A 23,872-nucleotide genomic window follows, 5' to 3' on the forward strand; every position below is an offset into this window, starting at 1 on the left:
ACGCCGACGCCGACGCCGACGCCGACGAGAACGCCGACGAGAACGCCGTGGATCCTGAGTCTTGAAGGCTCCCCTCCCTGGAGGGAGGGGATTCTCCACCCTCCAGGGCTGTGCGGGGATTTACGGCTCAGGCCGCCACCCGAGCCGGCGGCTCAGGTGGTCTTGCGCCCTCGGCACCGTCCGGGTTCCAACCTGCCCGGACCAGCATCACGCGGGCGGAGTTCTTGTCCCGGGGGGACACGGCTCCGCACACGGTGCAGGCGTACGTTCTCATCGAGAGAGGGAGTGCGTGCTTGGTTCTCGCTGCGCACTGCGCACATTGCATCGTTGTGTGCGCCGGGTGCACGAGACGGACGTCCCGTGCGTGTTTGCGGCCCATCTCGACCAGGGCGCGCTTCGTCGCGGCGATGGCGGCGTCGGCCGCTGTGCGGGCCATCGTGGTCTTCGCGAGGAACTTCGGCCGGAAGTCCTCCACCGCAACCCCGTCATGGCCACGCATCACGGACGTGGCCCACTTGCGGCCGGTGTCCTCACGCTGCCTCGCGATCTTCTTGTGCAGCTTCGCCGCCTGTGCCTGCGCCTTCCGATAACCCTTGGACGGGGGCTGCCCTTTCGGGCGCCGGCGCCGGGCCATCATCCGCTGGTACTTCGCGAGCCGCTGCGCGGCCCGCCTGCCGTGCCCGGCATGCGGGAGGTCGTAGGCGTCATCCGTGGTGGTGGCCGTCTCCTTCACACCCCAGTCCACCCCGAGAACCCGCCCGGTGGCGGGCAGCGGTTCGCTCTGCGCGGGAGCGACGAAGGACACGTACCAATGCCCAAGCGTGTCCTGGTACACGCGCACGCTCGACGGGCCGGCCGGAAGGTCCCGCGACCACACCACGCTCAGCACGATCCCGCCCGCGAGGTGCAGGCGACCGTCCTTGAGGCGGAAACCGCGCTTCGTGTAGTTCATGCTCGGCTTGGCGTCCCGCTTGCGCTTGAAGTGGGGCATCCCCGCCCGGCGGTGCTGCGCAAGCCGGTCCTTGATGTCCTTCAGCGCCTTCGCCCTCGACTTGGTGAAGTCGCGGATCACCTGCTGCTGTGGCACGCACGCGCCCTGAGCCAGCCACGGCGTCACTTTGCGGGCCTCGGTCAGCAGCTTGTCAAGCTGGGCCGGACCGCACGTCAGCTTCTCGCCGCCCGCTCTGCTCTGCGCGTGGACCTGCCTGGACTTGGCCACGCACTCGTTCCACAGCCACCGGCAGCGATCCCACTCGGCGTCGAGCGCGCGCCGGGCCGTGGCCGACAGGCGCACACGGAAGGTGTACCGGGCATGCCCGGCCCCCTCCGTGATCGCTCCCGTCGCCATACACCCGAACCTACCCGGGAGGACTGACAGTCGAGAGTTCTTGACCGCTGTCGGCTCGCTCACCCCGACACGCGGTGGACAGTCTTTCGCCCTGGGGGCGAAACCCCTACTTCCCGTCCTGCCCCGCAGGAGTCCGATTCCTCCCCGACCTGAAGGCCGGGGCATCCTCGGAGGAACCCGGTGAACGCCGCGGAACGCGACGAAATCTGCACCTGACCGCCACAGAGACGGCCGCCGGAGTGCGCTCCGGTGACCTGTCCCCCATTGAGGTCACCGACGCGGTCCTGGACCGCATCGAGGCGGTCGACCCGCAGTTGCACGCGTTCTGCACGCTCGTCCCTGACCGCGCGCGGGCCCAAGCCCGGTGCGTGGCCGACGACTTGGCTGCCGGAAGAGATCCCGGCCCCCTCGCCGGCGTCCCGCTCGGAGTCAAGGTTCTGATCTCCACCAAGGGCATTCGCACCACCTCCGGCTCCCCCGCGTACCGCGACTTCGTACCCGACGAGGACGACATCGTCGTCGAGCGCGCCGTCGCCGCGGGCGCGGTCGTGCTCGGCAAGACCAATGCCTCCGAGTTCGGCTTCGGACCCGTGGGCCAGAACCCTCTGTTCCCCACCACCCGCAACCCCTGGAACACCGACCTCACGCCCGGCGGTTCAAGTGCCGGCTCCGCAGCGGCCGTCGCCGCGGGGCTCGGCCCGGTCGCCCTCGGCAGCGACGGAGGCGGATCCATCCGTATCCCCGCCGCACTGTGCGGCCTGTTCGGCTTCAAGGCCTCCATGGGACGCGTGCCCGTCTACCCCGGCTGCCGGGACGACCGCCACCCGGGCGTCTCCGGCTGGGAGTCGATCGAACACATCGGCCCGCTGTCCCGCACCGTCGCGGACGCGGCACTGGTCCTGTCCGTACTGGCCGGGCCCGACCCCCGCGACCGGCACTCCATCCCCTGCGGCGATGTCAACTGGACTGCCCGCCAGCCGGTTCCCGTACTGCGCGTCGCCTACAGCCCCGACCTCGGCCGGATCGCGGTCGATCCCGAGGTGCGCCACATCACGGACGCCGCCGTGTCGGTACTGGAGCGCGACCTCGGCGCCAAGATCGAACAGCCGGACTTCCGACTCCCCCACTATGAAGAGACCTTCGGCGCCATCATCGCCGCCGACACCGACCTGACCGGCCTGCGCGGCCTCGCCGAACAGTATGGCGACACGATGTCGCCGCGCCTGCTCGCATTCCTCCGCACCCCGTGGACGGCCGAGCAGCTGACCGACGCGAACATCATGCGCAAGCGGGTCGTCAACCGGCTCGCCCAGCTGATGGCCGACTACGACGTGATCGTCACCCCGACCGTGTCCAGCGCGGCATTCCCGGTGGGATTCCACGGGCCCGAGGTCATCGACGGCCGCATGGTCGACGCCGACCACTGGACGTCTTTCACGCCCCTCGCCAACCTCGCAGGCCTCCCCGCGGCGAGCGTCCCCGCCGGCCTGACCGCAGACGGCCGCCGGGTCGGCCTCCACCTCATCGGCCGACATCTCGCCGACGCCCAGCTCCTCGACACCTGCGCAGCCTACGAGGAGGCCGCCCCCTGGTCACACATCCGGCCGCCGCTCGGGGGCGGACGGTAAGGACGGTGCACGAGGGGCCGATCGCGAGCGAACGGCCCCTCGTCACAGTGGTGTGGCGTCATGCCTTCAGCATCGGGACGGGTCTGATGCAGGTTTGGGTGACCGGTTCGGTCACGCGGCCTGGAGGGCCGGTGTGGTCGTGACGGTTTCGAATCTGAGGGCAGCCGGCCGAGCGAGGCTTGTCGTCGGCGTCTCGAAGCAGGGCCGCACGTTACTGCTCGATACCCCAATACCCGATGGTACGGCCGACGCCGGGGAGGGAACCGGGGCCTCAGCAAGTTCGTGTCCTGGTACGGACAGACGAGCAGTGAACGAAGACCGGGCGAGGTTCGCGGGGGAGAAATCATGCAGATTATCGAGGTGACCGGCTATGCCGTCCGATCTGCTGTCATCACCATGAGGCGGACGGGGAAACCATTCGAGTTTGTGATCTTCCCGATGCTGCACGTGGCTTCGCCGACGTTCTACTCTCAAGTCCGCCTCCGGCTCAGAGAATGCGACCTCATAGTCGTCGAGGGAATCCGAGGAAGGTCGGCCGGAGTGAGCGCCCTGACCCTCGCTTACCGGTTCGCACCACGTCGGCGGCGCAACGGCCTGCAGGAGCAGAGCGACGGGCTGCTGCTTCCCAAGGACGTGCCGGTAATCAACCCGGATGTGACCGCGGCGGAGGCCCTCGCGGAACTGAAGACGCTGCCGCGTTCGACGTACCTTCTGCTCATGGTCGCGGCGCCCGTGATGGGCCTGGTGTTCGCGCTGCGTGGCCCGCGCGCCTTCCTCGACGAGGACCTGGAGGTCGAGGACCTGCCGTCGACGCTGCGGGCGGAGATGATGGCAGACAATGAAGTGGAGCACGCGATGATGGGGCGGCGCGACCAGCGGTTGCTCGACGCGCTCGGCGAAATCCACACGGAGCGCGGCGATGAGCCGCTCCGGGTCGCCATCGTCTACGGGGCCGGCCACGTACCGGCGATCGTATCGGGGCTGTGGAATCGATACGGGTACCGCCCACGCGAAGCGGAATGGCTTACCGTCCTCATCCCGTCATAGTCCCCCGAGAGGCACCGGAACTGCGCGAACCGGCCGCCTTCCGGGCGGACAATCGGTGGCTGCCTCAGGGAGACGTCCACCAAAAGAGGTGGGGGGTGCTGTGAGTGATCGGCGATCCGCATCCGCGCGGTCCACGCGCCATGTGGTCCGCGTGCCGTGTCACGGGCCGGTGGCGCCAGGCGTTTGCGCGCCTGCCCCGGATCGCGTCATCCGCCCGCGGCGTCGTCGGTCTCCCAGCGCAGCAGGTCGCCCGGCTGGCACTTGAGTACCTCGCACAGTGCCGCGAGTGTCGCGAAGCGCACCGCCTTGGCGCGGCCGTTCTTGAGTACCGCCAGGTTGGCGGGCGTGATCCCTACGCGGTCCGCGAGCTCGCCCACGGACATCTTCCGCCTGGCCAGCATCACGTCGATGTCGACGGCGATCGGCATCAGATGACCTCGTCCAGCTCGGCCTGCATCTGCGTGGCTTCGACATCGCGCGCGACGGCCTGGGCGAGGAGCACCCGCAGCACGAGCACGATGAGCGCGACTCCCAGGATGGCCAGGCCGATCCCGCCCATGATGACGGTGACGCCCGGGTCGTCCCGCTGGCCCGGCGCGTTGACGGCCGTGACCGCGAACCACATGAGGGCAACCGCCACGATCGCGCCGATCACACCGTTCACGTACCGGAAGGCGGCGTGGGAGAACACGGTCCCGCGTCGCACCATCGCCACCAGCCGCCACACACAGACCAGGGCCACCTGGACCGACCCCATGCCCAGGATCGTGATCACCCGCAGCGCGGTCAGCGGCATCGCCCCGTCCTCCGGGTCGCTCCCGGTGACCAACACCCACACCATCCCCGCCTGTACGAACACGGTGCCGGCCAGCACCACCGCGAGCACCGCGCGCAACGCACGCACTGTCAGCTTCCCCATGACCCATCCCTCCATCGACCCACGATGGGAATCTATCGAATATCGATAGATGAAGCAAGCTGGAACAGAGGATGGGCGGCGGTTCGCACCATGGCCAGACCCCCCACCCCTGCTATTGCATGGCCTTCACGCGAACCGTCCTGATCTTGTCGAAGTCGACCTACCTCGAGCCCAAATCGGACGCCACCCGACTACGACGAGGCCACGCTGCCCCTCGTCCCCTTACGTCGCCTTGCGTCGCCGCCTTGCCTCGTGCAGGCGAGCGGCCAGCTCGCTCCGCAGCTCAGCACGGATTGGGGGATCGGCACCGATGTGCCGAGAGACCTCGCAGCGTCCGAACTGGCGTTACTTTGCCCCCTCCAGCGGGCGCCTTGAGATCAACTCGCTGCCCCCTTCCCCCATCGCCATGGTCTTGGCTCTCAGTTCCGCGTCCAGGTGCGGATCTCCGCGGCGGCGCTGCGCACGTCGAGGGCGTCGCGGTCGATGCGCACGGCGAGGTCGGCGGCTGTCTTGGCGCTCACAGTGACGAACAGGCCTGACGCGCTGAGGTAGGCGGCGGCGACGACGGCGGCGAACAGCTTGTTACGCGCCTCCAGGGCGGGCACGCGCACCAGCTGATGCATGAGAGCTGCCGCTCGGTGGTGCGGTTCGGTGTAGACGTAGACATCCATCACCTTGTCGACGTGCCGGGCGACGGCGGCCTGCAGGCTGCCGAAGTCGGTGACTTCCGGGTCGTCGGGCAGGACGCGGTGGGCCAGGTCGAGGAGCCAGGCCCGGTCGATGTGGACGATCACGCGGCGCGACCGTCTTTGCGGGCGGGGGCAGCACCATCACCATCGGTGCCGAAGCGGTCGTCGAAGTGGTCGGCCCACTCGCCCACGAAATGGTCACCGGCGACGAGGAAACGGTGGCGCAGGTCGTTGGCCTCGTCGGCGAGGAGCTGGCGGGCGTACTCGTTGACTTCCATGCCCGCGGCGGCCGCGCGTTCCTCAATGCCCACGTACACCGCTTCGTCGACCCGCACGTTGATCTGTTTCTTCGCCATGACGCCACTGTAGCGCCCCGTACGGGACGCTACCGGTGATCCGTGGAAGGTCTCTGGCTTCCAGATCGATCCGTCTCGGCGCCGACCCGGCTCATGCCCAAGATCTCCGCGGTCTTCCCTCCTGCCCCCGATCACACCCACGGCCATCCCCCTGACGGCAGGGCGGCGATCCTCAGCGAGAGTTCGCGCCCGTCGCGGAAAGGTCGCCACACGCATCGGCATGATCGCCAGGACCCCACGCGTGACCGACTGCCTGCCACGGCCACCACCACTGAACTTCCGGCCGGCCCGTCCTCGAACGGTACGTCGACCAGGCCGTGCTCGATCAGCCCTGCCGTGTCGTCATCGTCGCCGGTGGGCTTGATATTGCCCGACTGGGCCTGCCAGTGGCACCTGGCCCTCCGCTCGCCAGCGCCGAACCCGTGGCGGCGGGACGGGAGATGCCAAGCGCCACCTCGGCACGGCGGCCCCAAAAAGTCGGTGCCTTTCATCGACACATCCGGAATTGATCACTCGAATGGCGGAGGGCGGTTGCCGAGCGCAGAGTGAAAACAGGGGCGCGAGCGAGCGCGTGAGCCGCTTGTGCCCGCAACTCTCTGTGAGGCAGACATGGCCGATATCGAGCACGCAAGCGAGAGAACAGCCCCCGGCCCCACCATCGCGAGCACCCCATCAAGAAGGAGCACGCAACCAGGAGAAGCGGGCGGCACGACGACCATCGCTGACAGTGTGGTGGCCGTGATCGCCGGGATCGCCATCCGTGAGACGGACGGCGTCCACTCTGTCGGCAAGGGTGCTTCCAAGGCTCTGGGCGCGGTAACGGGCCGGATGTCCGCGTCGTCGAGCCTCAGCCGGGCGGTCAAGGTGGAGGTGGGTGAGAAGCAGACCGCGATCGACGTGGACATCGAAGTCGAGTACGGGATACCGATCCGTGAACTCGCCAGTCAGCTGCGGACCCATGTGTCCGACGCAGTGGAGACGATGACCGGTCTGGACGTGGTCGAGATCAACATCAACGTCTTCGCTGTACACATTCCAGGCGACGACAGCGATGATGAGAGCGCCGACAGCGGGTCCCGCACGCGGTAAATCCACGGCGACCCGCGTACTTCAGCCGGAAGTTGGACACCGGCACCGACAGCGGATCCTTGGGGTCTCCGCCGATCCCGCGGTGTCGATCCGGCCCCGCGCCACATCCCGGAACTCGCTCACTGCCTGGCGCGCGGAGTCCATGTCGCTGAGAGGCAGCCGGGCCGGGCGACGCGGAACGGTACACCGCGGCCTGCGCCCTGGTAGGCCTTGTTCGTCCAGCACTTCGTCGGCGCCGGCGAGCGCGTCGTTGATCCCGTGCTGCCATGCGGCGGTCCGGTCATGGGTGGATCCCGGCAGGGCGGGTGATGGCGGCGCCAAGGGCGGGTGATGGCGGCGCCTTCCGGCCGGCCGCCAGGCCCTGCTCGCCCTGGCCCACCTCGGATGCGGCGACACCTACGCCCGGCTTGTCGCCGGATTCCGCCGACACCCCGTGCGTCCCGATCTCCTGCTGCCGGGCGCGGAGTTGCTCCGCCGGATACCGCAAGGTGCGGCTGGGCAGATCGATCGACGAAGGATAGAAAAGCATCGCGAAGCTCCTGGCAGTACGGGCGATCTTGGTCGTGAACCCGTCTGCCTGGAGCTTCTTCGCGCTGCACAGCGGCCCAACTCACCTACAGACCCCGCAGGTTGGAAAGGGCTCACTCTTGGTCGTCTTCGTACTCCTCTTCGTCATCCTCCTCATCGGGCCCCTCTTCGTACTCTTCCTCTTCCTCTTCCTCTCCCTCGGGCACCTCTTCGTCTTCGTACTCCTCTTCCCCGTTCTCTCCCGTGTCCTCGTCCGCTTCGTCCTCGCCTGCCGCTTCCTCCTCTTCCAGAACTTCCTCATGGGACCGGACCACCTCGCCGTCGCGAATTTCTCCGCGCCAGCCCTCGACGTCCTCGTCTCCGAACGTGACGTAGCGCTGGAAGTGCTTGAAGTCCAGGCGCAGACGGCGTCCTTGGGCGCGCCAGAGGTTGCCGGTCTTCTCGAAGAGCCCCGAGGGGTAGTACTCGACGACGAGCACGAGGCGCGTCAATGTGGGCGTCAGTTCATGGAAACTCACGCAGCCGCGGGTGCTGCCCTTCGCGCCTTCCGAGGTCCAGACGATCCGCTCGTCCGGTACCTGTTCCTGGACGGTTGCCTTCCAACTGCGGCTCGACGGGCCGACCTTCAGCTTCCAGTCGCTGGTCGTCTCGTCGCTCTTGGAGACGCTGCGTACACCTTTGGTGAAGCTGCTGAACTCCTCGTACTGGGTCCATTGGTTGTATGCGGTGCGAATTGGAACGCCCACGTCCAGGACTTCGACCATGTTCATGGACTTGGTGTTGCCGGACTTCTTTTTGCCTCCGCCTCCGAAGACCTGCTGAACCTTGCCCACCACGCTGTCCTTCATGTCCTTGGCCTTCTCGCCGACGATCGCCTTCAGCGGGGAATCACCCTGGAGAATGCGTCCACCGATGCCGGTGAGCGTCCCACCGATGCCACCGAGGGACCCACCGTTCTCGGCTACGTCGAGGAGTTGGTCGGTCACATCCTCCAGCTTGTCCCCGGCACGCTCGACTAGGTGCTCCGCCTGTGCGCCAAGGTAAGCGGCAAGCTCGTCGCGCAGGATTTCCAGGCCCGTTCCTTCTTCGCGGTCGACGCCGCGATCTGTGGTGGCCATGACCTACCTCCGCCGCGCAGCAGTCTTCTTGGCAGTCGACTTCTTGGCAGTCGACTTCTTCGCCGGCGCCTTCTTGGCCGGCGCCTTCTTGGCCGAAGCCCTCTTCGCAGTCGTCTTCTTGGCCGGCGCCTTCTTCGCTGCCGTCTTCTTGGCCGGCGTCTTCTTCGCTGCCGTCTTCTTCGCCGGTGCCTTCTTCGCTGCCGTCTTCTTCGCCGGTGCTCGCTTCTTGGCGGGAGCAGTCTTCTTTGCCCCCGCTGAACGGCGGCGCCGCGGTGGTTCCTCCTCGGTCTCTTCTTCCTCTTCCTCGGGCTCCTCTTCTTCTTCCTCGGGCTCCTCTTCTTCCTCGTCCTCCGGCTCCCCCTCTTCTTCCTCCTCCTCCGGCTCTTCCTCTTCTTCCTCCTCCTCTTCCTCCTCCGGCTCCCCTTCTTCCGCTTCGTCCTCGTCCTTCTCGCCGATGCGCAGCGTGCGTTCATGGAGAGAGTCAGCGAGGCCGACGAGGCTGCGATCGGCCGCAGCAACCAGTGCTCCTCGTCCCGCGTCCAGCAGTTGGCCACGCACCTGCTCGTTCAGCTCGCCGACCCCTGGAACATCTCCGAGTTTTTGCAGGCCTTGGGTCAGGAGCTGCTGAGGATTGAGCCCGAAGCGGCGTCCGGCGAGATACGTCGCCACCCCGAACGCGAGACGCGCTTTCTTGGTACGCCCTAGCACGTAGCCGCCCGCTACCGCGGTGGCAAGAGCGATCTTGGTCGTGTCGTTCATGAAGCGGATCCCTTCGGAAAGGGCAGGGGCAAGGAGCCGGTTCAGGGCCAACACCCCCGGCCCAGCCCGGATCGAGGAGAGAGATCGCATGCGCCGTCTCGCACGGCACCCTGCCCCCGTAAAGCCTCACACCCTCGTCCGGCAGGCTTCCTCGAAGCCGCCCACCACCACTGCGAGATGTGGCCGTATATGATGAAATTGTACGTTCGCGCGGGGGATCTGGCGCCCGCACCGACGACGACAGGAGTGACCATGGCCCCGGCAGAACCCGCCAAGCGGCGCTCCACCGGTGGCCGCAGTACCCCCCGGAGTGCCAGCGGTGAAACACGACACCGTTCAGGCCAGGGCGGTGCCGCATGGGCTATGCGTGCCGCAGCGGAGCAGTTGCAGGAGCTGCTCGGGCGTCCCCCAGAGTCGGTTTCTGCCCTAAAACCCACCGATGACGGGTGGGAAGCTGATGTCGAGGTACTCGAATTGGAACGCGTCCCCGAAACCACAAGCGTGATGGCCAGCTACCGAGTGACTCTCAGCAAAGAGGGCGATCTCATGGCCTACGAAAGGACGCGCCGCTACACCCGAGGACAAATCGATCGGCGAGGCTGAGATACAGCCGAATTGCCGGTGAAGGGAGGCACCATGACTGTGGTGCCGCAAGGTGGAGGCGCCGTCGCGCAGGGCGGCGGCAGCGGCGGCAGCCTCTACGACGTCCTGGAACTTATTCTCGATCGCGGGCTTGTGATCGACGTCTTCGTCCGCGTGTCACTGGTTGGCATCGAGATACTGAAGATCGACGCTCGCATCGTCGTGGCCAGCGTAGACACGTACTTGCGATTCGCAGAAGCATGTAACCGTCTCGATCTCGAGTCCGGACGAAAAGCACCGAGCCAGCTCACCGACATCGTCGGCGATTCGATGGAGAGCGGAGCCAAAGGCAAGTCCAAGGGCGCCCTCTCGGGGGCTGTGGAAGCCATCACTGATTCCGTCAAGGGTGTCACCGAAGGTCACTCCGACGAGGAAGAGGAGGACGAGGGCGAGGCTGAAGAGGAGGAGAAGGAAAGGGAGCCTGTGGAGAGGCGACGGCGGCCTGCCCGGCGTGCCTCCCGACGGGAGAAGGGCTAGGGCTCGCCCCGCGAGAAGGAGTAAGGCATGGCCGTTTACATCTACTCCATCACCGGCAAGCAGCACCCTCTGCGCCTCGGCGATCTCCACGGGGTCGGTGAGACTCCGGCCGACCTGCGCGTAGTGAAGGCCGGATCGCTGTGTGCTGTCGTCAGCGACGCCCCGGAGGACCTTCGCCCCAAACGTCGCGACATCAACGCGCACCAAGCGGTGCAGGAGCGGCTCATGGCGGACGGCACGGTGCTTCCTCTGAGATTCGGGCTCATGGCTACGGACGACGAAGCCGTACAGGCGGCCCTGGAGGAACGTGCTGAGGAGTATGCGGACAGACTCCGCGTACTCGAGGGTTGCACCGAGTACCACCTCAAGGCGTCGCAGAACGAGGACGCCCTGCTGCGTGAGATCCTTCAGGAATCGACTACGGCGCGGCAGCTCAACGAGGAGATTCGCGCGGGTACGGCAGGTCCGGATACGCCCGTCCAACTCGGCGAGCTGGTGGCCCACGAGGTGCAGACACGTCAGGAGGCCCTGGCCGCCGGTGTGATCGAGGCCCTGCGCCCCTTCGCCCGAGAATTTGACTCCTCAACCCCGACCGGATCGGACTTCCTCAGCGTCTCGTTTCTTGTGACCGATGACCAAGAAGAGGGCTTCCTGACCACGGAGTTGAGCGTGGCGAATCAGTTGGGCGACGACTTCGAGCTCCGGCTGAGCGACCCTCTCCCTCCCTACAGTTTCGTCTGAGGAGTACTCATGGGTCTCTTCACGCAGCTCGTCACCCTCCCCCTCGCACCGGTGCGCGGCGTCGTATGGACGGTCGACCGCGTCCTGGAAGCAGCGGAGAAGGAGTACTACGACCCAGCCCCCGTGCAAGCCGATCTCGCAGAACTCGAGCGGCAGTTGCTTGCGGGGCAGATCGACGAGGAGACGTTCGACCGACGCGAGGACGAACTGCTGGACCGCCTGGAAGAGATCCGGGCGCATTGGCGGGGCGGGCAGCCCTGACCCCGCACGACGAGGGAACACGAGGCCACCATCGTGAATGAACCTCTGGCCAGCAGGCCTGGCTCCTATCCTGCCAGAGCGGCTCCGCCATACGGGCAGGGCTCTTCCGCCAATCTCGCCGACATCCTTGAGCGCGTGCTGGACAAGGGCATCGTCATCGCGGGCGACATTCAGATAAATCTCCTCGACATCGAGCTGCTGACCATCAAGCTCCGGCTCATCGTCGCGTCGGTCGACAAGGCAAAGGAAATGGGCATCGACTGGTGGGAGCACGACCCCTCACTGTCGTCACGGGCCAGAGACGATCGGTCACTCACCGAGGAGAACCGGCACCTCCGTGCCGAGATCGATGCGCTCCGGGAGCGCGAGGCGCTCCCCGATCACGAGCACGAACGCTCGGACGAAGACGAAGAGGCGGAAGCGGAGGCGGAAGCGGAAGCAGAGACAGAGGCAGACGAACCGCGCGGCAGCCGTCGACGAGGACGTGCCCGCGATGAATGACGTCGTCACCTACGTGTATGCCGTGGCACGCAGCACCGACCAGCTCGAGGAGCTCATCACCGCGCTCAACGGTGTCGCCGACGCCCCGGTCCGCCTCCTGCCCGGCAGTCACGACGACACCCTGGTACTCGTGGCAAGTCACGTGCCCGCGCCGGACTTCCAGGAGGACGCCCTCAAGCAACGCCTGGAAGACCTGGACTGGCTCGAGGCGGTCGCCCGCGCGCACCACGCCGTCATCGAGGCCGTGGCCACCCATACGACGGTGCTTCCGCTGCGTCTGGCAACGGTGTATCTCGATGACACCAGGGCGCGGGACGTCCTGGATGGTGGGCAGGCCGTATTCGCCGATCGCCTGGCGCGCCTGGCCGAGCACGTCGAATGGGGGGTCAAGATCTATGTCGAGCCGTCCGCTGCTCCAGCCGCCGCTGAGCCCCGGCGAGGGGCAGATCTGTCCCCGGGACGCGCGTACCTGCGCAACCGCAGGCAACAGCAGAGCGTCCGGGACAGCGTCTACCAGGCTGCCCAGCAGGCCGCTGATGTGGTCGAGGGAGTAGGGCACAGGCACGCCGTCGACAGGGCGCGCCACCGGGTGCAGCAGGGCGTTCTCGCCGACACAGCGGGCGAGAACGTAGTGAATGACGCATACCTTGTGCCTCTGGCTCAGTGTGAGGAGTTCCGAGCCGGAGTCGAGCAAGCCGCTGACGGACTGCAGGGCGTTCGTATCGAGGTCACCGGCCCCTGGGCCCCCTACTCCTTCGCCATGCCACCAGCCGAGACCGATGACGCCTCGCCAGGTCCGCGACCATGACTACTCCCCACGAACCGTCTTCTACCGGCGAGCCACTGGCGCAGCGGCAAGTCGCGCTCATCGATCTGCTGGACCGCCTGCTCAGCGGTGGCGTCGTCCTCACCGGTGACGTCGTACTGTCTATCGCCGACATCGATCTGGTGCGGGTCTCGCTCAGGGCGTTGATCGTGTCCATCAGCGCCCAGAACCCCTCACCCTGGGCTGAGACGATGCCGTCTGGAGGCGACCATGACGGCTGAGGACGGGCGCGGGCCCCACGCTGAGCACAAGAGGGGGCCGGCCAGCCGCCGCGAAGAGGTCGCGGAGGCCGCTGAGCGAGCCTTCCGGCTTCTGCCCGCAGCGCCTCGCGATCTGTCCCCGTCTGACAGGCGTTCACACTCATCCGCGCATCGCATCTCCTCCGACCCCGACACCGTGGAGCGGGACCTCATCAGGCTGGTCCTCACCTTGGTAGAGCTACTGCGCCAGCTCATGGAACGGCAGGCGTTGCACCGGGTCGATCAGGGAGATCTCACCGACGAGCAGGAGGAGCGCCTGGGGGCGACGCTCATGGTCCTACATGAGCGAATGAATGAATTGTGCGCCCAGTACGGGCTGACCATGGAGGACCTCAACCTCGACCTCGGTCCGCTGGGCACATTGCTGCCGCCTTCCGACTGAGTACGCAGGTTCGTTCGCGCCCCCTGTCTCGCACAACGTGGTCCACCGCCTACATCAGCCCATTCACGAAGGCGGCGCTGCTCGGCCAGATGCCGTCGGGCATCGCTCCGACGCCGGACGGCAAAGCTCCTCCCCCGTCAACATCGACAGTCCTGGAACCTGCTGTCACCAAGCGGCACGTACGTTTCGCGCCGGGGCCCCAAAGTCCGCCGGCCGGCCGACCAGCTCTGCGAACCTGGCGCGAAAGCGGCACGCGAATCGTCTCTCTCAGCCCCGTGAAACCCCGCAGGGCCATGAGGGTGCGCCGCTTGGCGCAGCGGGGGGATCGACTGCGTGTCGGTCGCCCTTCGGAGTAACCGGCCTGCGAACGTTCGAAGGCCCAGCTGCTTCGCAGCACAATCCACCGAGGAGGAACCGGCCATGGGACACGGCGGAAACGTGATCGTCGAGCTGACGACGGACCACCGAGAGGTCGACTCGCTGTTCGCCCAGATCGAGGCCCAGCCCGTGGGCGCGAAGCAGCGCCGGGAGCTGGCGGACGATCTGACCGTTGAACTGGTCCGTCACTCCGTCGCCGAGGAGGAGTACCTCTACCCGGCCGTCCGCAGGTACGTGGACGGCGGGGATGACCTGGCGGACAAGGAACTCGAGGACCACGCCGGCGTCGAACGCCTCCTCAAAGACCTCGAGGGCCGCGAAGCCGACGACGACCAGTTCAACCACCTCATCGCGAAGCTGAAGCTCGAGGTCAGCGCCCACGTGCGCGACGAGGAGAACCGGCTCTTCCCCCTCCTCGAAGCCGCCTGCACTCCCGAAACGCTCGATGATCTCGGAGACAAGATCCGCAAGGCGAAGAAGACTGCCCCCACCCGGCCCCACCCATCCGCGCCGACCACCCCGCCCGCGAACAAGATCGTCGCCACCGGCACCGGACTCGTCGACCGCGCACGCGACCTCCTCACCGGCCGCAACCACTGACCTCCTTGCTGGGAGCGGCCCGCTCGGCGGACAGCCACGCACCGCGTTTTCGAGCGGGCGAACCGCTCGGGTGGTCACATCCCACACACCATGGCCTGGGAGCCCGTCCGGCGGGGTTCGCTCTGGTGGAGGCGGATCGGGCCGACCGCAATCCGTGAAGCGCCTGGCCCTCTTCCGTCTCCCCCGGTTCACCCGGCACATGCGACGGCGACGGCCCGCAGTCTTCCTGGGAAGGTTCGGCAGCGAACGGCTTGAGGCCGCCAAGGTCTACTCGCCACTCCCCCGTGCGGATGCCCCATGGCCGTTCGGCTGCAGGAAGGGCAGCCCCGCTGGCTCCGCTTCTGTCCGTCGGGTGCCACCCCGGCGGCACAAGGATCAGATGTGATTACGCCTGCCCTTATGGGCTACCCGCCAGAAACGGGAGGCCGAGCTCTTACCGGGAGGGTTCGGCAGTGAGCCCGCCCTCTGCGGGTCTGGGCCAGGGTGGGGTTCATGCGACGACATATAGACGACACGGACGAGGCCGTGGGGTACCTCAGGCGGTCAGAGGCTGCCCTGTGGTGAGGCGCTGGACGAGCCCGGCGCGGTGCATCTCGGCTATCGGCGCCACCAGATCCGGGTGCCGCAGCAGAGCCGCTGCCCGACGGCCGCGGTCATCCGGGGCCGTCAGACGCCGGAAATCAGCGGGTGCCCCGGCGGCATGGCTGCTGTCGGCGAGTGCGGCGACCGCCCTGTCGGCCAGTTCCGGATCGGCCAGCAGACATGCGGCCCAGCTGACGACGACTTCGTCCACCCAAGTACGCCATGCGTCGGCGTCCGGACAGCCGGCCTCCATGCCGTATGCGCCTCCGTCCACGCCCACGACCTGGTCGAGCCGGGCGGAACCTCCAGTTCCGGCCACTCCCACCAGCGCGGCGTCCATGGGCGTCGGGTAGCGCAGCCAGGCCGCGACCGTCACGGCCTGCCTGGCCTGCACCTCACACAAGGCAGAGTCCAGCGCGCTGCCACCTGACGGGTAGGAACGCGTCAGCCATTGAGCGGTCGCCGCTATGAGCGGGGAGAGATCTGCGAACACAGGGCCGTCCGAAATACTGAGGGGAACGTGAACCAACACGCTAGACCTCGGTATCCGGAGAGGAAGTGACCCAGAACACGACAGGGAAGTGGACTCCGCCACACGACCCGCCCGCGCGCCGCGCGGTGGGCATCACGCGGCACGCGGGACCGGCGAAACAGTCAAGCCTTCCCCGGCGAGAGCCGGCCCCCGGACGCCGGGCTTACGCGTTCCCCCGGACGTGCGAGCCTGCTGCTGTCTCGATGCGGTGAGCCAGTTCGACGTCCACGTCACTGAGGCCGTCTTCGCCGCGAATCACGAAAGTTACTTGCTTGCCGCGGATGTCGACGTCGGGGCAGCAGCCAAGAGTGTTGACGTCGTAGACGATATCTCCGACGACGTTGACAGCTGTCGAGAAGTCGTACACCTCGACGGTGCGGCGCAGTGTGTTGCCTTCGCGGAGCCAGTACACCATGTGGGCGCCGGACATTCTCTTGTCAATTTCGGCGTCGTCGAGTCGGTTTGCCACGATGTCTCTCCTAAAGGTGCGGTCACCGCATACGGTGCCCTCTCCCATGTGTGCCGAGCCGCCACGACACGGCCGAAAACCGGGACCGACCCGCCTCCGATCTCCGAGGTGCCCCGGGAGATGAGGACTTCGCGCGTGGTCGGCGGCTCCCATCAGCCCACTTCCTCGCGCTCAGTTCCGTGCGCCTAACTGCCCATGCCCTGCTATGTCGGGGCTGCGATTCCTTGACAGCTTCATTCTTCTGCGGAGTGACGGCGCCCTTTCCACTGCGCCGCAGCCCGGGTGTATATGGATGCAACGGGCCGCTTCTTCCATAATGCTCTGCTGTTCAGTCGGCGTGCACCTGCGAGTTCCCCGATGAGCCTTCAACACCTGCCCCTCCCCCGTTCAGTCCCCACGTCACAGACTTCCCTGGCAGGATCCAGCCGCGGGCGAACGCCTTCACCTGGGCAGGTCTTCTTACGCGCCCAGCGGATACCCGGGTCTCGGCGGTTCGTACGATGCGCAGTGGCCTGGGGATGCCGTGCTGCTGCGCTGCGTAACTCTCGGCAACGGTGCGTGCCCGACTTCCGTACCGGTTGCACCTTTGCCACATGCTTGGAGGCTGTCGACGCCAGGTCGGATCCGGCCCGAGTGCTGCTATCCGAACAAGTCGAATAAGGGCTGATGCCGAAGGCCAGCCCGCAGCGTCTGTCATCCACCCGGGTACATCACGCAGGGCCATCGTGACTTTGGGCGACATGACGCAGCCACTGCCAGGGCGCTGAAGAGGACGAGGCCGCGCTCGGGGGCGCGACGCCCGAACGCCTCCAAGCCTTCCTGCCAAGTCCCTCTCACGTGTGGATCCCATCTCGTAGGGCACTCGGTGTCACACCAGACACAGGCAGTGCATCCACCGAATGTGAACGACGCACACCCGACCGCCGCGGTCGCGCGTCCCACGGATCGGAGACAGCCGATGGCTCCACAGGCACCAGCACGTGCCCGGGCGTTCACGACCTCGCCCCGCCTGGTCCGCCCGCCCGGTGTGTACGCACCGCAGTGCGACACCCGGATACTCACCAGCGCGCTGTACCGGGAGCCCATCGGTCCGGGCACTGACGTGCTGGACATGGGGAGCGGGAGTGGGGCGCTGGCCCTGCACGCCGCGCGGCGGGGCGCCCGGGTGACCGCCGTCGACATCTCCTGGGCCGCCGTGTGGACCACCCGTCTCAACGCGCTGCTGTCCCGGCAGCGCGTCACCGTACGGCACGGGGACCTCACCACCGCGGTGCGCGGGCACACCTACGACCTCGTCATCAGTAATCCGCCCTACGTCCCGTCTCCGTCGGACGGTCCGCCACGTCGTGGCAGGGCCCGTGCCTGGGACGCGGGGGCCGACGGGCGGGCCTTGCTGGACCTCATCTGCGACACCGCCCCCGGCTCCTTGAGGCCCGACGGTGTTCTGCTGCTCGTGCAGTCGGCTCTGTCCGGAACCGAGGTCACCCTGGATCGACTCACCGGAGCGGGGCTGTACGCCGAGGTCGTCGACCGGGCGCGCATCCCTTTCGGACCGGTGCTCCGTTCGCGTACGCCCTGGCTGCGCGGGCGTGGACTGGTGGGCGAGGAGAACAGGGAAGAGCTGGTGGTCATCCGTGCCGCACGCATCTGAGCGACCGCGCCGTGTCACCGTCGACCCGCACGGGCCACTGCTCGTGGAGGGCCCGGTCGAGGTCGTAGCCGACGACGGAACGGTGTCCGTCTCGCACCGCTTCACCGTCGCGATCTGCACCTGTCGGCGCAGCCGCACCTACCCGTGGTGTGACACCAGCCATCGCGGTCGCACCAAGTCACAGACGACGGCGGACGCGGGAGCCGAGGGACCGCTCCCCGGAGGAGCTTCTGCCGCCACGGAGCCGCCAGCCGATTCACGTCGCCGAGAGCGATCCGATCATGAATCCTGACAGCCGGGAGCCCCGCCGCCGACCGACGCTCCCCCTGCCGCGTGGCGACATCTCGCGCCACGTCGTCGACGCACTTCGCGGTGCGACCACCACACCACGCATCGGGTCACTGCCGCCGACCACCGACCCGTACGGGGACGACCTCCAGCTCGCCCTGTATGTGCTCTACGAAATGCACTACCAGGGGTTCGCCGGTGTCCGGGACGAACTCGAATGGGACGCCGATCTCCTGGCTCTGCGCGGGCTCCTCGAAGAGCGCTTTCACAGTGCACTTCGGGCGGACGTACCGTCGCAGGCCGATGCGGACGCCGCACTCGCACCTCTCCTCCTGGAGCCTGCCGGCCACGACGAATCGAGCGTGACCCACTTCCTGCAGAGGGACGGCACAGCAGAACAGCTCCGGGAGTACGCCGCGCTGCGGTCCCTCTACCACCTCAAAGAAGCCGATCCGCACGTGTGGGTCATCCCCCGCCTGCGCGGACGCGCCAAGGCCGGCATGGTGGCCATCGAGTTCGACGAGTTCGGCGCCGGGCGGCCCGAGAACATCCACGCCCAGCTCTTCGCCGACCTGATGACCGATCTCGACCTGGACACCGGCTACGGCCACTACGCCGACGCCGCTCCCCCGCAAGCGCTGGCCACCGTCAACGTCATGTCCCTGTTCGGTCTGCACCGCGCACTGCGCGGAGCCCTCGTGGGTCACTTCGCCGCCGTCGAGGTGACCTCCTCACCCGGCTCACGACGACTGGCCGCGGCCCTGCGGCGCACCGGCGCCGGAGCGGCCGCGACACACTTCTACGACGAGCACGTGGAGGCCGACGCCGTCCACGAACAGGTCGTGCGCCGCGAGGTCGTCGGCGGGCTGCTGTCCGACGAACCGGACCTCGCCCCCGATGTCGCCCACGGTGTCGAGGCCACCGTCTTCCTCGAAGAACGCCTCGGCAGCCACCTCCTGGAAGCCTGGCGGAACGACCGCAGCGCACTGCGCACACCGTTGGATCCGACACCGTCGAGGTTGACGCCACGCCACACAACGGCATGAGAGCCTGACGGCCTGGCACCCGGACCGCGGGACATGAGCTCATGGCTCGTACGGTCGCGGGCTCGGTGGCAATTGTTTCCAGCAGGTCAGAGCGTGCGTCAGAACTATCCGCGTGTCATCTGGGCCAGGACGCTCGTGTCGAGTAGGCCGAGCAGGTCTGCAGGACCGTCGTACACGGCCTCCGCTCCCGCCTCTTCAAGGTCCGAACGCGGGATGCCGCCGCACGCTACACCGACAGCGCGCACACCTGCCCTGGCGGCCGCCTTCATGTCCCAGACCGTGTCCCCCACGAACACCGCGTCGGAAGCGTCCGTCTCCGCCAGCTCCAGCGCCCGGTGCACCGGATCGGGGGCCGGCTTACCCTCAGCCACGTCGTCGGCGCTCGCCACCCCCGTGATCACGTCGTCCGCGTCGATGGCACGGCGCAGCGCCTTCAGTTCCGGTCCCCCGGCCGAGGTCGCCAGAACGATGCGCCAGCCCCGGCCGGCCAGCTCCCTCAGCAGATCCTGGGCGCCTTCCAGCGGCGGCAGTCGGTCGAAGTAGGTTCCGTACAACGTGGTGTGCGCGGCGCTGAGCCGCGCGTCCTGGTCCTGATCACGGTCCTCGCCGAGGAGGTGCGCGAGCAGGTCATCGGAGCCGAGGCCGATCGCCCGGTGGATGTCATGCATCGTGACGTCGTGTCCGGCCTGTCGCAGCGCCTCCCACCACGTCACCACATGCAGGTGATTGGTGTCGACGAGCGTGCCGTCGACATCGAACAGAGCCGCGCGTGCCATGCGTTCCACGTCCTTCAATGCGTCCGGTCCGGGTTCGTCCTCACCATCCGAGCATGCCCCGGCCGAGGCCCGTGACATCTCGCAATTCCGGCCCGGCGCCGCCGGCCGGGCACGTAAAGGTGGCGAGGCTTCCTGAGCCTGGATCACTCCGCGTTCCGCAGTCAGTGCTGTGCCTCGGGTCTGTCGCGGCGTGAAACCGTCGCGGTGTTTCGCTGCGAGGCACGGCGACGAGACCGTCGAGAGCCGATGCTGCGGACTCCATACCGCCGAGACGTCAGCGGCCGAGAGCCTCGCGCAGCTCCTGCTTGTTCATCGACGAACGCCCGTCGATCTTGCGCTTCTTCGCCTCCTCGTACAGCTGATCCTTCGTCGGGCCCTGTGCGCCACTGTGCGAGCGTTCCCCGCCACGCTGGTAGGCCGACTTCTTGTCCTGTGTGGAGGTCTTGCTCGCCGACTTCGATTCGCCCGACCGCGCGCGTTCCTTGTTGACGGTACGCGCAGCGATCTCCTTCGCCCGACTCGTCGAGGCACCACGCTCTTCGGCGCTCTCCTTGATGTGCTCATACTGCCGTTCCCGCTTGGGACTTGAACCTCGGGGCATCATCTGTCTCCTTGTCGCTCAGGTGACGTCAAAGCGTCGAGTACCCGAATCATCGGGGTTGTCGGCATCAAGAACACGCCAACTGAGCTTGCGCCGCAACTGCACACCAACTCATGTCCTGGAGGCCCTCCAGCCGCAGCTCTCGCACAGAAACACCGGCCTCGCCAAGGCACCTGCTCGTCTCGAGGGAATGGCCCATGGACACCGGCGTCGCGTGCATGCCAACAACGGCCCGCCCGCTGACCGTCCTCCGTGGACGAAAGGCGCGACTGCCGGCACAGCCGCACCCAGGGCGCCGGGCATGCGTCTGATCGCGGTCGCACCTAAGGTGACGATCGAGCGCCGGATCAGCGTCCGTGGACGGTATGAGCGGGCACTACGCGCACTGTCACATTTCGTCACGCGCCCCTGGGCCACACGGGTGGGGAACGCTGTCCGCACCACTCGCCGCATGTGGGCCAACGCTCAACTACCCGACGAGCTACGGCCAGATCCTTCATACCCCCGACACTTCGAGCAGGCATCAGAACTCGTGCTACCGCAGCTCCGGGGTATCTGAGCCGGCTGCACGCGGGTGCTGATCAGTTCCTACAGGCGAGGGCCGTTCGCATCAGTGGAAGTCCGACTCCTACCGGACGAGGGACACCGCCAGGCCGGGGCATCGACCAGCGGAGATCTTGAGTTCGGTGGCAAAGCCTCCTGAGCGCCGACGAGAGTTACTCTCGTCGGCGCTCAGGAGGCCGAAAATCCAGCACTGAGGTGCCGCGTGCCGAGAAGGCCCAACACCACGGTGACGTGCGCTTTGCATCCCCGTTCGAACTTCTTCCCCCACAGCACCGCGAAACTGCTCTGGGTGATTCCTTGCCTTGCCTCAAAGAGAGCGCACGCTTCGCAATTTCAGCTCTGCGGTGTCTCATCCGCACAGTCGCTGTCGTTCACCCACTTTGAGCCGCTCGGGCGGCCATCACCAGTAGTGCCGCCTGCCACCCACAGAGTGACCAACAGCTCCGAGCACCCAGAGGATGGCGCCTATCACCAACAGGACAACCCCGATGGTCCACAGTATGGAAATTCCAGCCACAAGACCGATGACAAGCAGAATGACACCGAGGATGACCATGACGCTCTCCAATCCCAGCCGGATACTTTCAATTATGCGCCTCTCCCTACGATTCGCCCTGTGGCAGCCGGGCAACGGAGCGTTCCACGACCGAACGCCTTCCGCCCTTGCTCGGAGTTGTCGAACCGCGACTGGAGACGCGGGGCATGCAGCGTGAGCGGAGCAATCGACATCAGGCGACATAGCACTCGGCCGCCAGATGCTCGCCCCAGCGCAACGCAGCCGTCGCCGACGCCTGTCCGGCTAGGGCCTACGTGGCGCGTGACGGCACTCCCACATGGGCAAGTTGGTCCGCGATCCCTGCGAACCGGTTGGCGGTTGGCGGTTGGCGGTTGGCGGTTGGCGGTTGGCGGTTGGCGGTTGGCGAGCCTCGTCGCATCACCTGTCCGCTGCTTTGCTGTCACTGCAGCTGTTGGGCGATCAGTTCCTCAAGTGCTTCTTTAGGGATCTTCCCCTCGGGGGTGAGCTCGTCGACAGCCACGGGCAACGTTTCAGCGATCTGGTCTGCGGCGTCCACCTCACGGAGCCCACAGGAGCGCGCAGCCGAGGCCAGCAGACCGGCGGGAAGTGCCTGGGCAATCTCCGCACCGCTGATGTCTTCGTTGTCCCCCGTGCCGGTCCAGGAGGCGACTTTTGCCCCCAACCCGCCATCCCTGAGCTGGCCGAGCAGCCCTTCCAGCGAGCTGCCAGCCCCGCGACCAGCGCCGTTGAAAAGCGCGCCGAGCATCTTCCCCGACCCGGAGGAACTACCCCTGCCCAGCAGGTTCCCCAGCAGACTCCCCAGATCATGGTCCGCCATGACGCGTTCCCTTCCTCGCGGTACGCCACCGCCCGGAACGGTCGGCCGCCGTGCCCCGTCCAACGACCGAGCCACTGCCAGGAACTGGGACAGGCAGACACACACTCATTCAGCGGACGCAGGCCGTATGGGCAATAGACGTCAAGGCGCTGGAGCCGGTGCCTCGCCAGTGAGGGGCGAGAAGAGCGGACCCAAACGCCGACGGTAAACGGGATCGGCTCCTCCTGCGGCCGACGGCGAAGGCGTGTGGCTCCCGCAACCGACCGTCGGGGACTTCCAGTTGGTCAAGGAGTTACGCGCACTCGGCGATCCGACGCGGCTGCACATGCTGAGGCTGGACTCGAACGGCGAGCAGGCCCGAGGGCCGCCCTGCCCCGCCCGACTCAGGGGGCCCTCACCCTCAGTACGAGGGACACCTGCGAGCCGCTGGCTAGCGGAGGCATCGCGTAGGAGGCCTGCGTGGCGCTGATCGACAGCCTGGACGAGAGCAGTCCATCGGAGGACCTCGCATCCACCGATGCCTTGCGCCGGATCGGGCAGCGTCCTTGAGAACTTGGTCGCGGACCCGGTGACAGAATTGGCTGATCAGCCTGGAGACATGCATCTGGGAGATGCCGAGTTGCTCGCCGATCCGTCCTACCCGCCAGGTGGGTGAGCTCTGCAGAAACAAAGGTGGGCACCAACGGTCAGCCAAGAGACCTGGGTCTTCTCTTATGGATCACCCCGGCAAGCTATGGACCGTAAGGTCGGTGTCCATTGCTGCCTGAGGGGGTGGGCTGGATCGACTCAGGGGGAAGAGCCGCGGTGGGGTACCCGACACTGCATGCAACGCCAATGTCGGTCGATGCTGGCCAGAGGCCCCCGCAAGTAACTCATCGATCTGTCGATCGTGCCGCACGTCCGCACCGTCCCGTGCCTGCCGCGCTATATCGTGCGGCAGGCTCACAGGTAGCTTCCATTAACCGCGGAAGACGTCCTTCCCCTTCTCCTTCGCCTGGCGCGCGTCCCCCTTGGCCTTCTCCGCGCGACCCTTAGCGGCCATCTCTTCATTGCCTATCGTGCGCCCGGCCGTTTCCTTCGTCTTTCCCTTCACTTGCTCCTTCTTGGCTTTGGCCTTCTCGCTACCAGCCACAGCGCGCTCCCGTCTCAACCCCGTCAAGGCAGTTGTCCTTCTATGGACCTAACCGCAAAGTACCCCTCATAGCCATTGTCAAGCCCACCGTGACGGCTTTTACACAGAAATTCAATAAAGGGGCTCGTACCACTACGCTGGGCGAACGACCGTGAGACGCAGACCGGCCGTCGCGTCGCCTCATGCCGATTGCCCGGGATCACGGGCGAGGGTTGGTGCCTGCCCAGCACGGTCGGACACCGCGCGCCACCGAAGCGCACTGAGGGCTACCACTACGCCCAATGTGCTGCGTCGCCGGACTCAGGAAAGTTGTCCGCGCCGGTTACG

Annotated in this window: 29 protein-coding genes and 4 pseudogenes; 16 read left to right on the forward strand and 17 right to left on the reverse strand. The window is 66.9% G+C overall.

Annotated elements, in window-relative coordinates:
• Positions 1 to 127: 127 nt before the first annotated feature.
• Positions 128 to 1,348 (reverse strand): transposase, encoded by a 1,221-nt coding sequence (locus tag OG456_RS39720; RefSeq protein WP_266569938.1) that lies wholly within the window; start codon positions 1,346 to 1,348, stop codon positions 128 to 130.
• A gap of 239 nt (positions 1,349 to 1,587) precedes the next feature.
• Between OG456_RS39720 and OG456_RS39725 the strand changes: the two genes are divergently transcribed.
• Together OG456_RS39725 and OG456_RS39730 are read left to right on the forward strand one after the other, a co-directional pair.
• Positions 1,588 to 2,976 carry an amidase gene (locus tag OG456_RS39725; RefSeq protein ID WP_266569939.1) on the forward strand — a complete coding sequence of 463 codons (1,389 nt, stop codon included), beginning with the start codon at positions 1,588 to 1,590 and terminating at the stop codon, positions 2,974 to 2,976.
• Between the two features lie 345 nt (positions 2,977 to 3,321).
• Positions 3,322 to 4,023: a hypothetical protein gene (locus OG456_RS39730; protein ID WP_266569940.1), complete on the forward strand. Its 702-nt coding sequence runs from the start codon at positions 3,322 to 3,324 to the stop codon at positions 4,021 to 4,023.
• 206 nt (positions 4,024 to 4,229) lie between these two features.
• Here the strand turns inward: OG456_RS39730 and OG456_RS39735 are convergent, their stop codons facing one another.
• The 4 genes from OG456_RS39735 to OG456_RS39750 all read right to left on the reverse strand — a co-directional run bounded on the left by OG456_RS39735 (position 4,230) and on the right by OG456_RS39750 (position 5,987).
• The gene (locus OG456_RS39735) at positions 4,230 to 4,451 is read right to left on the reverse strand and encodes a helix-turn-helix transcriptional regulator (RefSeq protein WP_266569941.1); all 222 of its coding nucleotides are present in this window, start codon (positions 4,449 to 4,451) and stop codon (positions 4,230 to 4,232) included.
• Positions 4,451 to 4,942, reverse strand: a complete 492-nt coding sequence (locus tag OG456_RS39740) for a DUF2975 domain-containing protein (RefSeq protein WP_266569942.1) — start codon at positions 4,940 to 4,942, stop codon at positions 4,451 to 4,453. The genes OG456_RS39735 and OG456_RS39740 overlap by 1 nt, the downstream gene beginning before the upstream one ends.
• Before the next feature lie 419 nt (positions 4,943 to 5,361).
• The gene (locus OG456_RS39745; RefSeq protein WP_266569943.1) at positions 5,362 to 5,736 is read right to left on the reverse strand and encodes a fic family toxin-antitoxin system, toxin component; all 375 of its coding nucleotides are present in this window, start codon (positions 5,734 to 5,736) and stop codon (positions 5,362 to 5,364) included.
• Positions 5,733 to 5,987, reverse strand: a complete 255-nt coding sequence (locus OG456_RS39750; RefSeq protein ID WP_266569944.1) for a hypothetical protein — start codon at positions 5,985 to 5,987, stop codon at positions 5,733 to 5,735. The genes OG456_RS39745 and OG456_RS39750 overlap by 4 nt, the downstream gene beginning before the upstream one ends.
• Positions 5,988 to 6,596: 609 nt before the next feature.
• On the opposite strand from OG456_RS39750, the gene OG456_RS39755 reads away from it, so the two are divergent.
• Positions 6,597 to 7,076, forward strand: a complete 480-nt coding sequence (locus OG456_RS39755; protein WP_266569945.1) for an Asp23/Gls24 family envelope stress response protein — start codon at positions 6,597 to 6,599, stop codon at positions 7,074 to 7,076.
• A gap of 191 nt (positions 7,077 to 7,267) precedes the next feature.
• On the opposite strand, the pseudogene OG456_RS39760 reads toward OG456_RS39755, so the two are convergent.
• Positions 7,268 to 7,385 (reverse strand): annotated as a pseudogene (locus tag OG456_RS39760) (IS5/IS1182 family transposase); the annotation flags it as partial.
• A 22-nt stretch (positions 7,386 to 7,407) separates the two neighbouring features.
• Between OG456_RS39760 and OG456_RS39765 the strand changes: the two are divergent.
• Positions 7,408 to 7,497 (forward strand): annotated as a pseudogene (locus tag OG456_RS39765) (IS5/IS1182 family transposase); the annotation flags it as partial.
• 15 nt (positions 7,498 to 7,512) lie between these two features.
• Here OG456_RS39765 and OG456_RS39770 read toward each other — a convergent pair.
• The 3 genes and pseudogenes from OG456_RS39770 to OG456_RS39780 form a co-directional block, all read right to left on the reverse strand.
• Positions 7,513 to 7,605: pseudogene (locus tag OG456_RS39770) on the reverse strand (IS5/IS1182 family transposase); the annotation flags it as partial.
• 112 nt (positions 7,606 to 7,717) lie between these two features.
• The gene (locus tag OG456_RS39775) at positions 7,718 to 8,722 is read right to left on the reverse strand and encodes an SRPBCC family protein (protein ID WP_266569946.1); all 1,005 of its coding nucleotides are present in this window, start codon (positions 8,720 to 8,722) and stop codon (positions 7,718 to 7,720) included.
• A gap of 3 nt (positions 8,723 to 8,725) precedes the next feature.
• A complete protein-coding gene (locus OG456_RS39780; protein ID WP_266569947.1) occupies positions 8,726 to 9,481 on the reverse strand; it encodes a histone protein in 756 nt (251 codons plus the stop codon).
• A 252-nt stretch (positions 9,482 to 9,733) separates the two neighbouring features.
• Between OG456_RS39780 and OG456_RS39785 the strand changes: the two genes are divergently transcribed.
• The 9 genes from OG456_RS39785 (at position 9,734) to OG456_RS39825 (ending at position 14,549) form a co-directional block, all read left to right on the forward strand.
• Positions 9,734 to 10,084 carry a gas vesicle protein gene (locus OG456_RS39785; protein WP_266569948.1) on the forward strand — a complete coding sequence of 117 codons (351 nt, stop codon included), beginning with the start codon at positions 9,734 to 9,736 and terminating at the stop codon, positions 10,082 to 10,084.
• Between the two features lie 33 nt (positions 10,085 to 10,117).
• Positions 10,118 to 10,600: a gas vesicle structural protein GvpA gene (locus OG456_RS39790; protein WP_266569949.1), complete on the forward strand. Its 483-nt coding sequence runs from the start codon at positions 10,118 to 10,120 to the stop codon at positions 10,598 to 10,600.
• Positions 10,601 to 10,627: 27 nt separating this feature from the next.
• Entirely contained in the window at positions 10,628 to 11,341 is a 714-nt protein-coding gene (locus tag OG456_RS39795) for a GvpL/GvpF family gas vesicle protein (protein WP_266569950.1), read from the forward strand.
• Between the two features lie 9 nt (positions 11,342 to 11,350).
• On the forward strand, positions 11,351 to 11,602 hold the full coding sequence (locus tag OG456_RS39800; RefSeq protein WP_266569951.1) for a gas vesicle protein GvpG: 252 nt from the start codon (positions 11,351 to 11,353) through the stop codon (positions 11,600 to 11,602).
• Positions 11,603 to 11,635: 33 nt separating this feature from the next.
• Positions 11,636 to 12,103: a gas vesicle protein gene (locus OG456_RS39805; protein WP_266569952.1), complete on the forward strand. Its 468-nt coding sequence runs from the start codon at positions 11,636 to 11,638 to the stop codon at positions 12,101 to 12,103.
• Positions 12,096 to 12,911 carry a GvpL/GvpF family gas vesicle protein gene (locus OG456_RS39810; protein ID WP_266569953.1) on the forward strand — a complete coding sequence of 272 codons (816 nt, stop codon included), beginning with the start codon at positions 12,096 to 12,098 and terminating at the stop codon, positions 12,909 to 12,911. The genes OG456_RS39805 and OG456_RS39810 overlap by 8 nt, the downstream gene beginning before the upstream one ends.
• The gene (locus tag OG456_RS39815) at positions 12,908 to 13,150 is read left to right on the forward strand and encodes a gas vesicle protein (protein WP_266569954.1); all 243 of its coding nucleotides are present in this window, start codon (positions 12,908 to 12,910) and stop codon (positions 13,148 to 13,150) included. Before OG456_RS39810 ends, OG456_RS39815 begins: the two co-directional genes overlap by 4 nt.
• Positions 13,140 to 13,571, forward strand: a complete 432-nt coding sequence (locus OG456_RS39820; protein ID WP_266569955.1) for a gas vesicle protein K — start codon at positions 13,140 to 13,142, stop codon at positions 13,569 to 13,571. The genes OG456_RS39815 and OG456_RS39820 overlap by 11 nt, the downstream gene beginning before the upstream one ends.
• A 420-nt stretch (positions 13,572 to 13,991) precedes the next feature.
• Positions 13,992 to 14,549, forward strand: a complete 558-nt coding sequence (locus OG456_RS39825) for a hemerythrin domain-containing protein (protein ID WP_266569956.1) — start codon at positions 13,992 to 13,994, stop codon at positions 14,547 to 14,549.
• A gap of 535 nt (positions 14,550 to 15,084) precedes the next feature.
• Here OG456_RS39825 and OG456_RS39830 read toward each other — a convergent pair.
• Both OG456_RS39830 and OG456_RS39835 read right to left on the reverse strand, forming a co-directional pair.
• Entirely contained in the window at positions 15,085 to 15,624 is a 540-nt protein-coding gene (locus OG456_RS39830) for a hypothetical protein (RefSeq protein WP_266569957.1), read from the reverse strand.
• A 202-nt stretch (positions 15,625 to 15,826) separates the two neighbouring features.
• On the reverse strand, positions 15,827 to 16,132 hold the full coding sequence (locus OG456_RS39835) for a 4a-hydroxytetrahydrobiopterin dehydratase (protein ID WP_266569958.1): 306 nt from the start codon (positions 16,130 to 16,132) through the stop codon (positions 15,827 to 15,829).
• A 958-nt stretch (positions 16,133 to 17,090) separates the two neighbouring features.
• On the opposite strand from OG456_RS39835, the gene OG456_RS39840 reads away from it, so the two are divergent.
• The 3 genes from OG456_RS39840 to OG456_RS39850 are packed head-to-tail and all read left to right on the forward strand — an operon-like array spanning position 17,091 to position 19,117.
• Positions 17,091 to 17,783 carry a HemK2/MTQ2 family protein methyltransferase gene (locus OG456_RS39840; RefSeq protein ID WP_266569959.1) on the forward strand — a complete coding sequence of 231 codons (693 nt, stop codon included), beginning with the start codon at positions 17,091 to 17,093 and terminating at the stop codon, positions 17,781 to 17,783.
• On the forward strand, positions 17,767 to 18,075 hold the full coding sequence (locus tag OG456_RS39845; RefSeq protein WP_266569960.1) for a CDGSH iron-sulfur domain-containing protein: 309 nt from the start codon (positions 17,767 to 17,769) through the stop codon (positions 18,073 to 18,075). Before OG456_RS39840 ends, OG456_RS39845 begins: the two co-directional genes overlap by 17 nt.
• Positions 18,065 to 19,117, forward strand: a complete 1,053-nt coding sequence (locus OG456_RS39850) for an iron-containing redox enzyme family protein (RefSeq protein WP_266569961.1) — start codon at positions 18,065 to 18,067, stop codon at positions 19,115 to 19,117. The genes OG456_RS39845 and OG456_RS39850 overlap by 11 nt, the downstream gene beginning before the upstream one ends.
• Positions 19,118 to 19,221: 104 nt before the next feature.
• Here OG456_RS39850 and OG456_RS39855 read toward each other — a convergent pair whose 3' ends face one another.
• From OG456_RS39855 to OG456_RS39880, 6 genes and pseudogenes are all read right to left on the reverse strand, one after another.
• On the reverse strand, positions 19,222 to 19,893 hold the full coding sequence (locus tag OG456_RS39855; protein ID WP_266569962.1) for an HAD family hydrolase: 672 nt from the start codon (positions 19,891 to 19,893) through the stop codon (positions 19,222 to 19,224).
• Between the two features lie 274 nt (positions 19,894 to 20,167).
• On the reverse strand, positions 20,168 to 20,494 hold the full coding sequence (locus OG456_RS39860; protein WP_266569963.1) for a plasmid stabilization protein: 327 nt from the start codon (positions 20,492 to 20,494) through the stop codon (positions 20,168 to 20,170).
• Between the two features lie 964 nt (positions 20,495 to 21,458).
• Positions 21,459 to 21,614, reverse strand: coding sequence for a DUF6131 family protein (locus OG456_RS39865; protein WP_266569964.1), 156 nt, complete (start codon positions 21,612 to 21,614; stop codon positions 21,459 to 21,461).
• 400 nt (positions 21,615 to 22,014) lie between these two features.
• On the reverse strand, positions 22,015 to 22,413 hold the full coding sequence (locus OG456_RS39870) for a YidB family protein (RefSeq protein ID WP_266569965.1): 399 nt from the start codon (positions 22,411 to 22,413) through the stop codon (positions 22,015 to 22,017).
• Between the two features lie 430 nt (positions 22,414 to 22,843).
• Positions 22,844 to 23,047: pseudogene (locus OG456_RS39875) on the reverse strand (hypothetical protein); the annotation flags it as partial.
• A 324-nt stretch (positions 23,048 to 23,371) separates the two neighbouring features.
• Positions 23,372 to 23,545: a CsbD family protein gene (locus OG456_RS39880; protein WP_266569966.1), complete on the reverse strand. Its 174-nt coding sequence runs from the start codon at positions 23,543 to 23,545 to the stop codon at positions 23,372 to 23,374.
• Positions 23,546 to 23,872: the final 327 nt, after the last annotated feature.

The organism is Streptomyces sp. NBC_01446 (assembly GCF_026340095.1).
Lineage (GTDB): Bacteria > Actinomycetota > Actinomycetes > Streptomycetales > Streptomycetaceae > Streptomyces > Streptomyces aureus.

What these genes read in the sequence shown, in the direction of transcription:
- OG456_RS39720 (WP_266569938.1), bottom strand. Translation starts at nt 1,348, where the DNA reads ATGGCGACGGGAGCGATCACGGAGGGGGCCGGGCATGCCCGGTACACC.
- OG456_RS39730 (WP_266569940.1), top strand. Translation starts at nt 3,322, where the DNA reads ATGCAGATTATCGAGGTGACCGGCTATGCCGTCCGATCTGCTGTCATC.
- OG456_RS39735 (WP_266569941.1), bottom strand. Translation starts at nt 4,451, where the DNA reads ATGCCGATCGCCGTCGACATCGACGTGATGCTGGCCAGGCGGAAGATG.
- OG456_RS39740 (WP_266569942.1), bottom strand. Translation starts at nt 4,942, where the DNA reads ATGGGGAAGCTGACAGTGCGTGCGTTGCGCGCGGTGCTCGCGGTGGTG.
- OG456_RS39750 (WP_266569944.1), bottom strand. Translation starts at nt 5,987, where the DNA reads ATGGCGAAGAAACAGATCAACGTGCGGGTCGACGAAGCGGTGTACGTG.
- OG456_RS39755 (WP_266569945.1), top strand. Translation starts at nt 6,597, where the DNA reads ATGGCCGATATCGAGCACGCAAGCGAGAGAACAGCCCCCGGCCCCACC.
- OG456_RS39775 (WP_266569946.1), bottom strand. Translation starts at nt 8,722, where the DNA reads ATGGCCACCACAGATCGCGGCGTCGACCGCGAAGAAGGAACGGGCCTG.
- OG456_RS39780 (WP_266569947.1), bottom strand. Translation starts at nt 9,481, where the DNA reads ATGAACGACACGACCAAGATCGCTCTTGCCACCGCGGTAGCGGGCGGC.
- OG456_RS39785 (WP_266569948.1), top strand. Translation starts at nt 9,734, where the DNA reads ATGGCCCCGGCAGAACCCGCCAAGCGGCGCTCCACCGGTGGCCGCAGT.
- OG456_RS39790 (WP_266569949.1), top strand. Translation starts at nt 10,118, where the DNA reads ATGACTGTGGTGCCGCAAGGTGGAGGCGCCGTCGCGCAGGGCGGCGGC.
- OG456_RS39795 (WP_266569950.1), top strand. Translation starts at nt 10,628, where the DNA reads ATGGCCGTTTACATCTACTCCATCACCGGCAAGCAGCACCCTCTGCGC.
- OG456_RS39800 (WP_266569951.1), top strand. Translation starts at nt 11,351, where the DNA reads ATGGGTCTCTTCACGCAGCTCGTCACCCTCCCCCTCGCACCGGTGCGC.
- OG456_RS39810 (WP_266569953.1), top strand. Translation starts at nt 12,096, where the DNA reads ATGAATGACGTCGTCACCTACGTGTATGCCGTGGCACGCAGCACCGAC.
- OG456_RS39815 (WP_266569954.1), top strand. Translation starts at nt 12,908, where the DNA reads ATGACTACTCCCCACGAACCGTCTTCTACCGGCGAGCCACTGGCGCAG.
- OG456_RS39820 (WP_266569955.1), top strand. Translation starts at nt 13,140, where the DNA reads ATGACGGCTGAGGACGGGCGCGGGCCCCACGCTGAGCACAAGAGGGGG.
- OG456_RS39825 (WP_266569956.1), top strand. Translation starts at nt 13,992, where the DNA reads ATGGGACACGGCGGAAACGTGATCGTCGAGCTGACGACGGACCACCGA.
- OG456_RS39840 (WP_266569959.1), top strand. Translation starts at nt 17,091, where the DNA reads ATGGCTCCACAGGCACCAGCACGTGCCCGGGCGTTCACGACCTCGCCC.
- OG456_RS39850 (WP_266569961.1), top strand. Translation starts at nt 18,065, where the DNA reads ATGAATCCTGACAGCCGGGAGCCCCGCCGCCGACCGACGCTCCCCCTG.
- OG456_RS39855 (WP_266569962.1), bottom strand. Translation starts at nt 19,893, where the DNA reads ATGGCACGCGCGGCTCTGTTCGATGTCGACGGCACGCTCGTCGACACC.
- OG456_RS39860 (WP_266569963.1), bottom strand. Translation starts at nt 20,494, where the DNA reads ATGCCCCGAGGTTCAAGTCCCAAGCGGGAACGGCAGTATGAGCACATC.
- OG456_RS39865 (WP_266569964.1), bottom strand. Translation starts at nt 21,614, where the DNA reads ATGGTCATCCTCGGTGTCATTCTGCTTGTCATCGGTCTTGTGGCTGGA.
- OG456_RS39870 (WP_266569965.1), bottom strand. Translation starts at nt 22,413, where the DNA reads ATGGCGGACCATGATCTGGGGAGTCTGCTGGGGAACCTGCTGGGCAGG.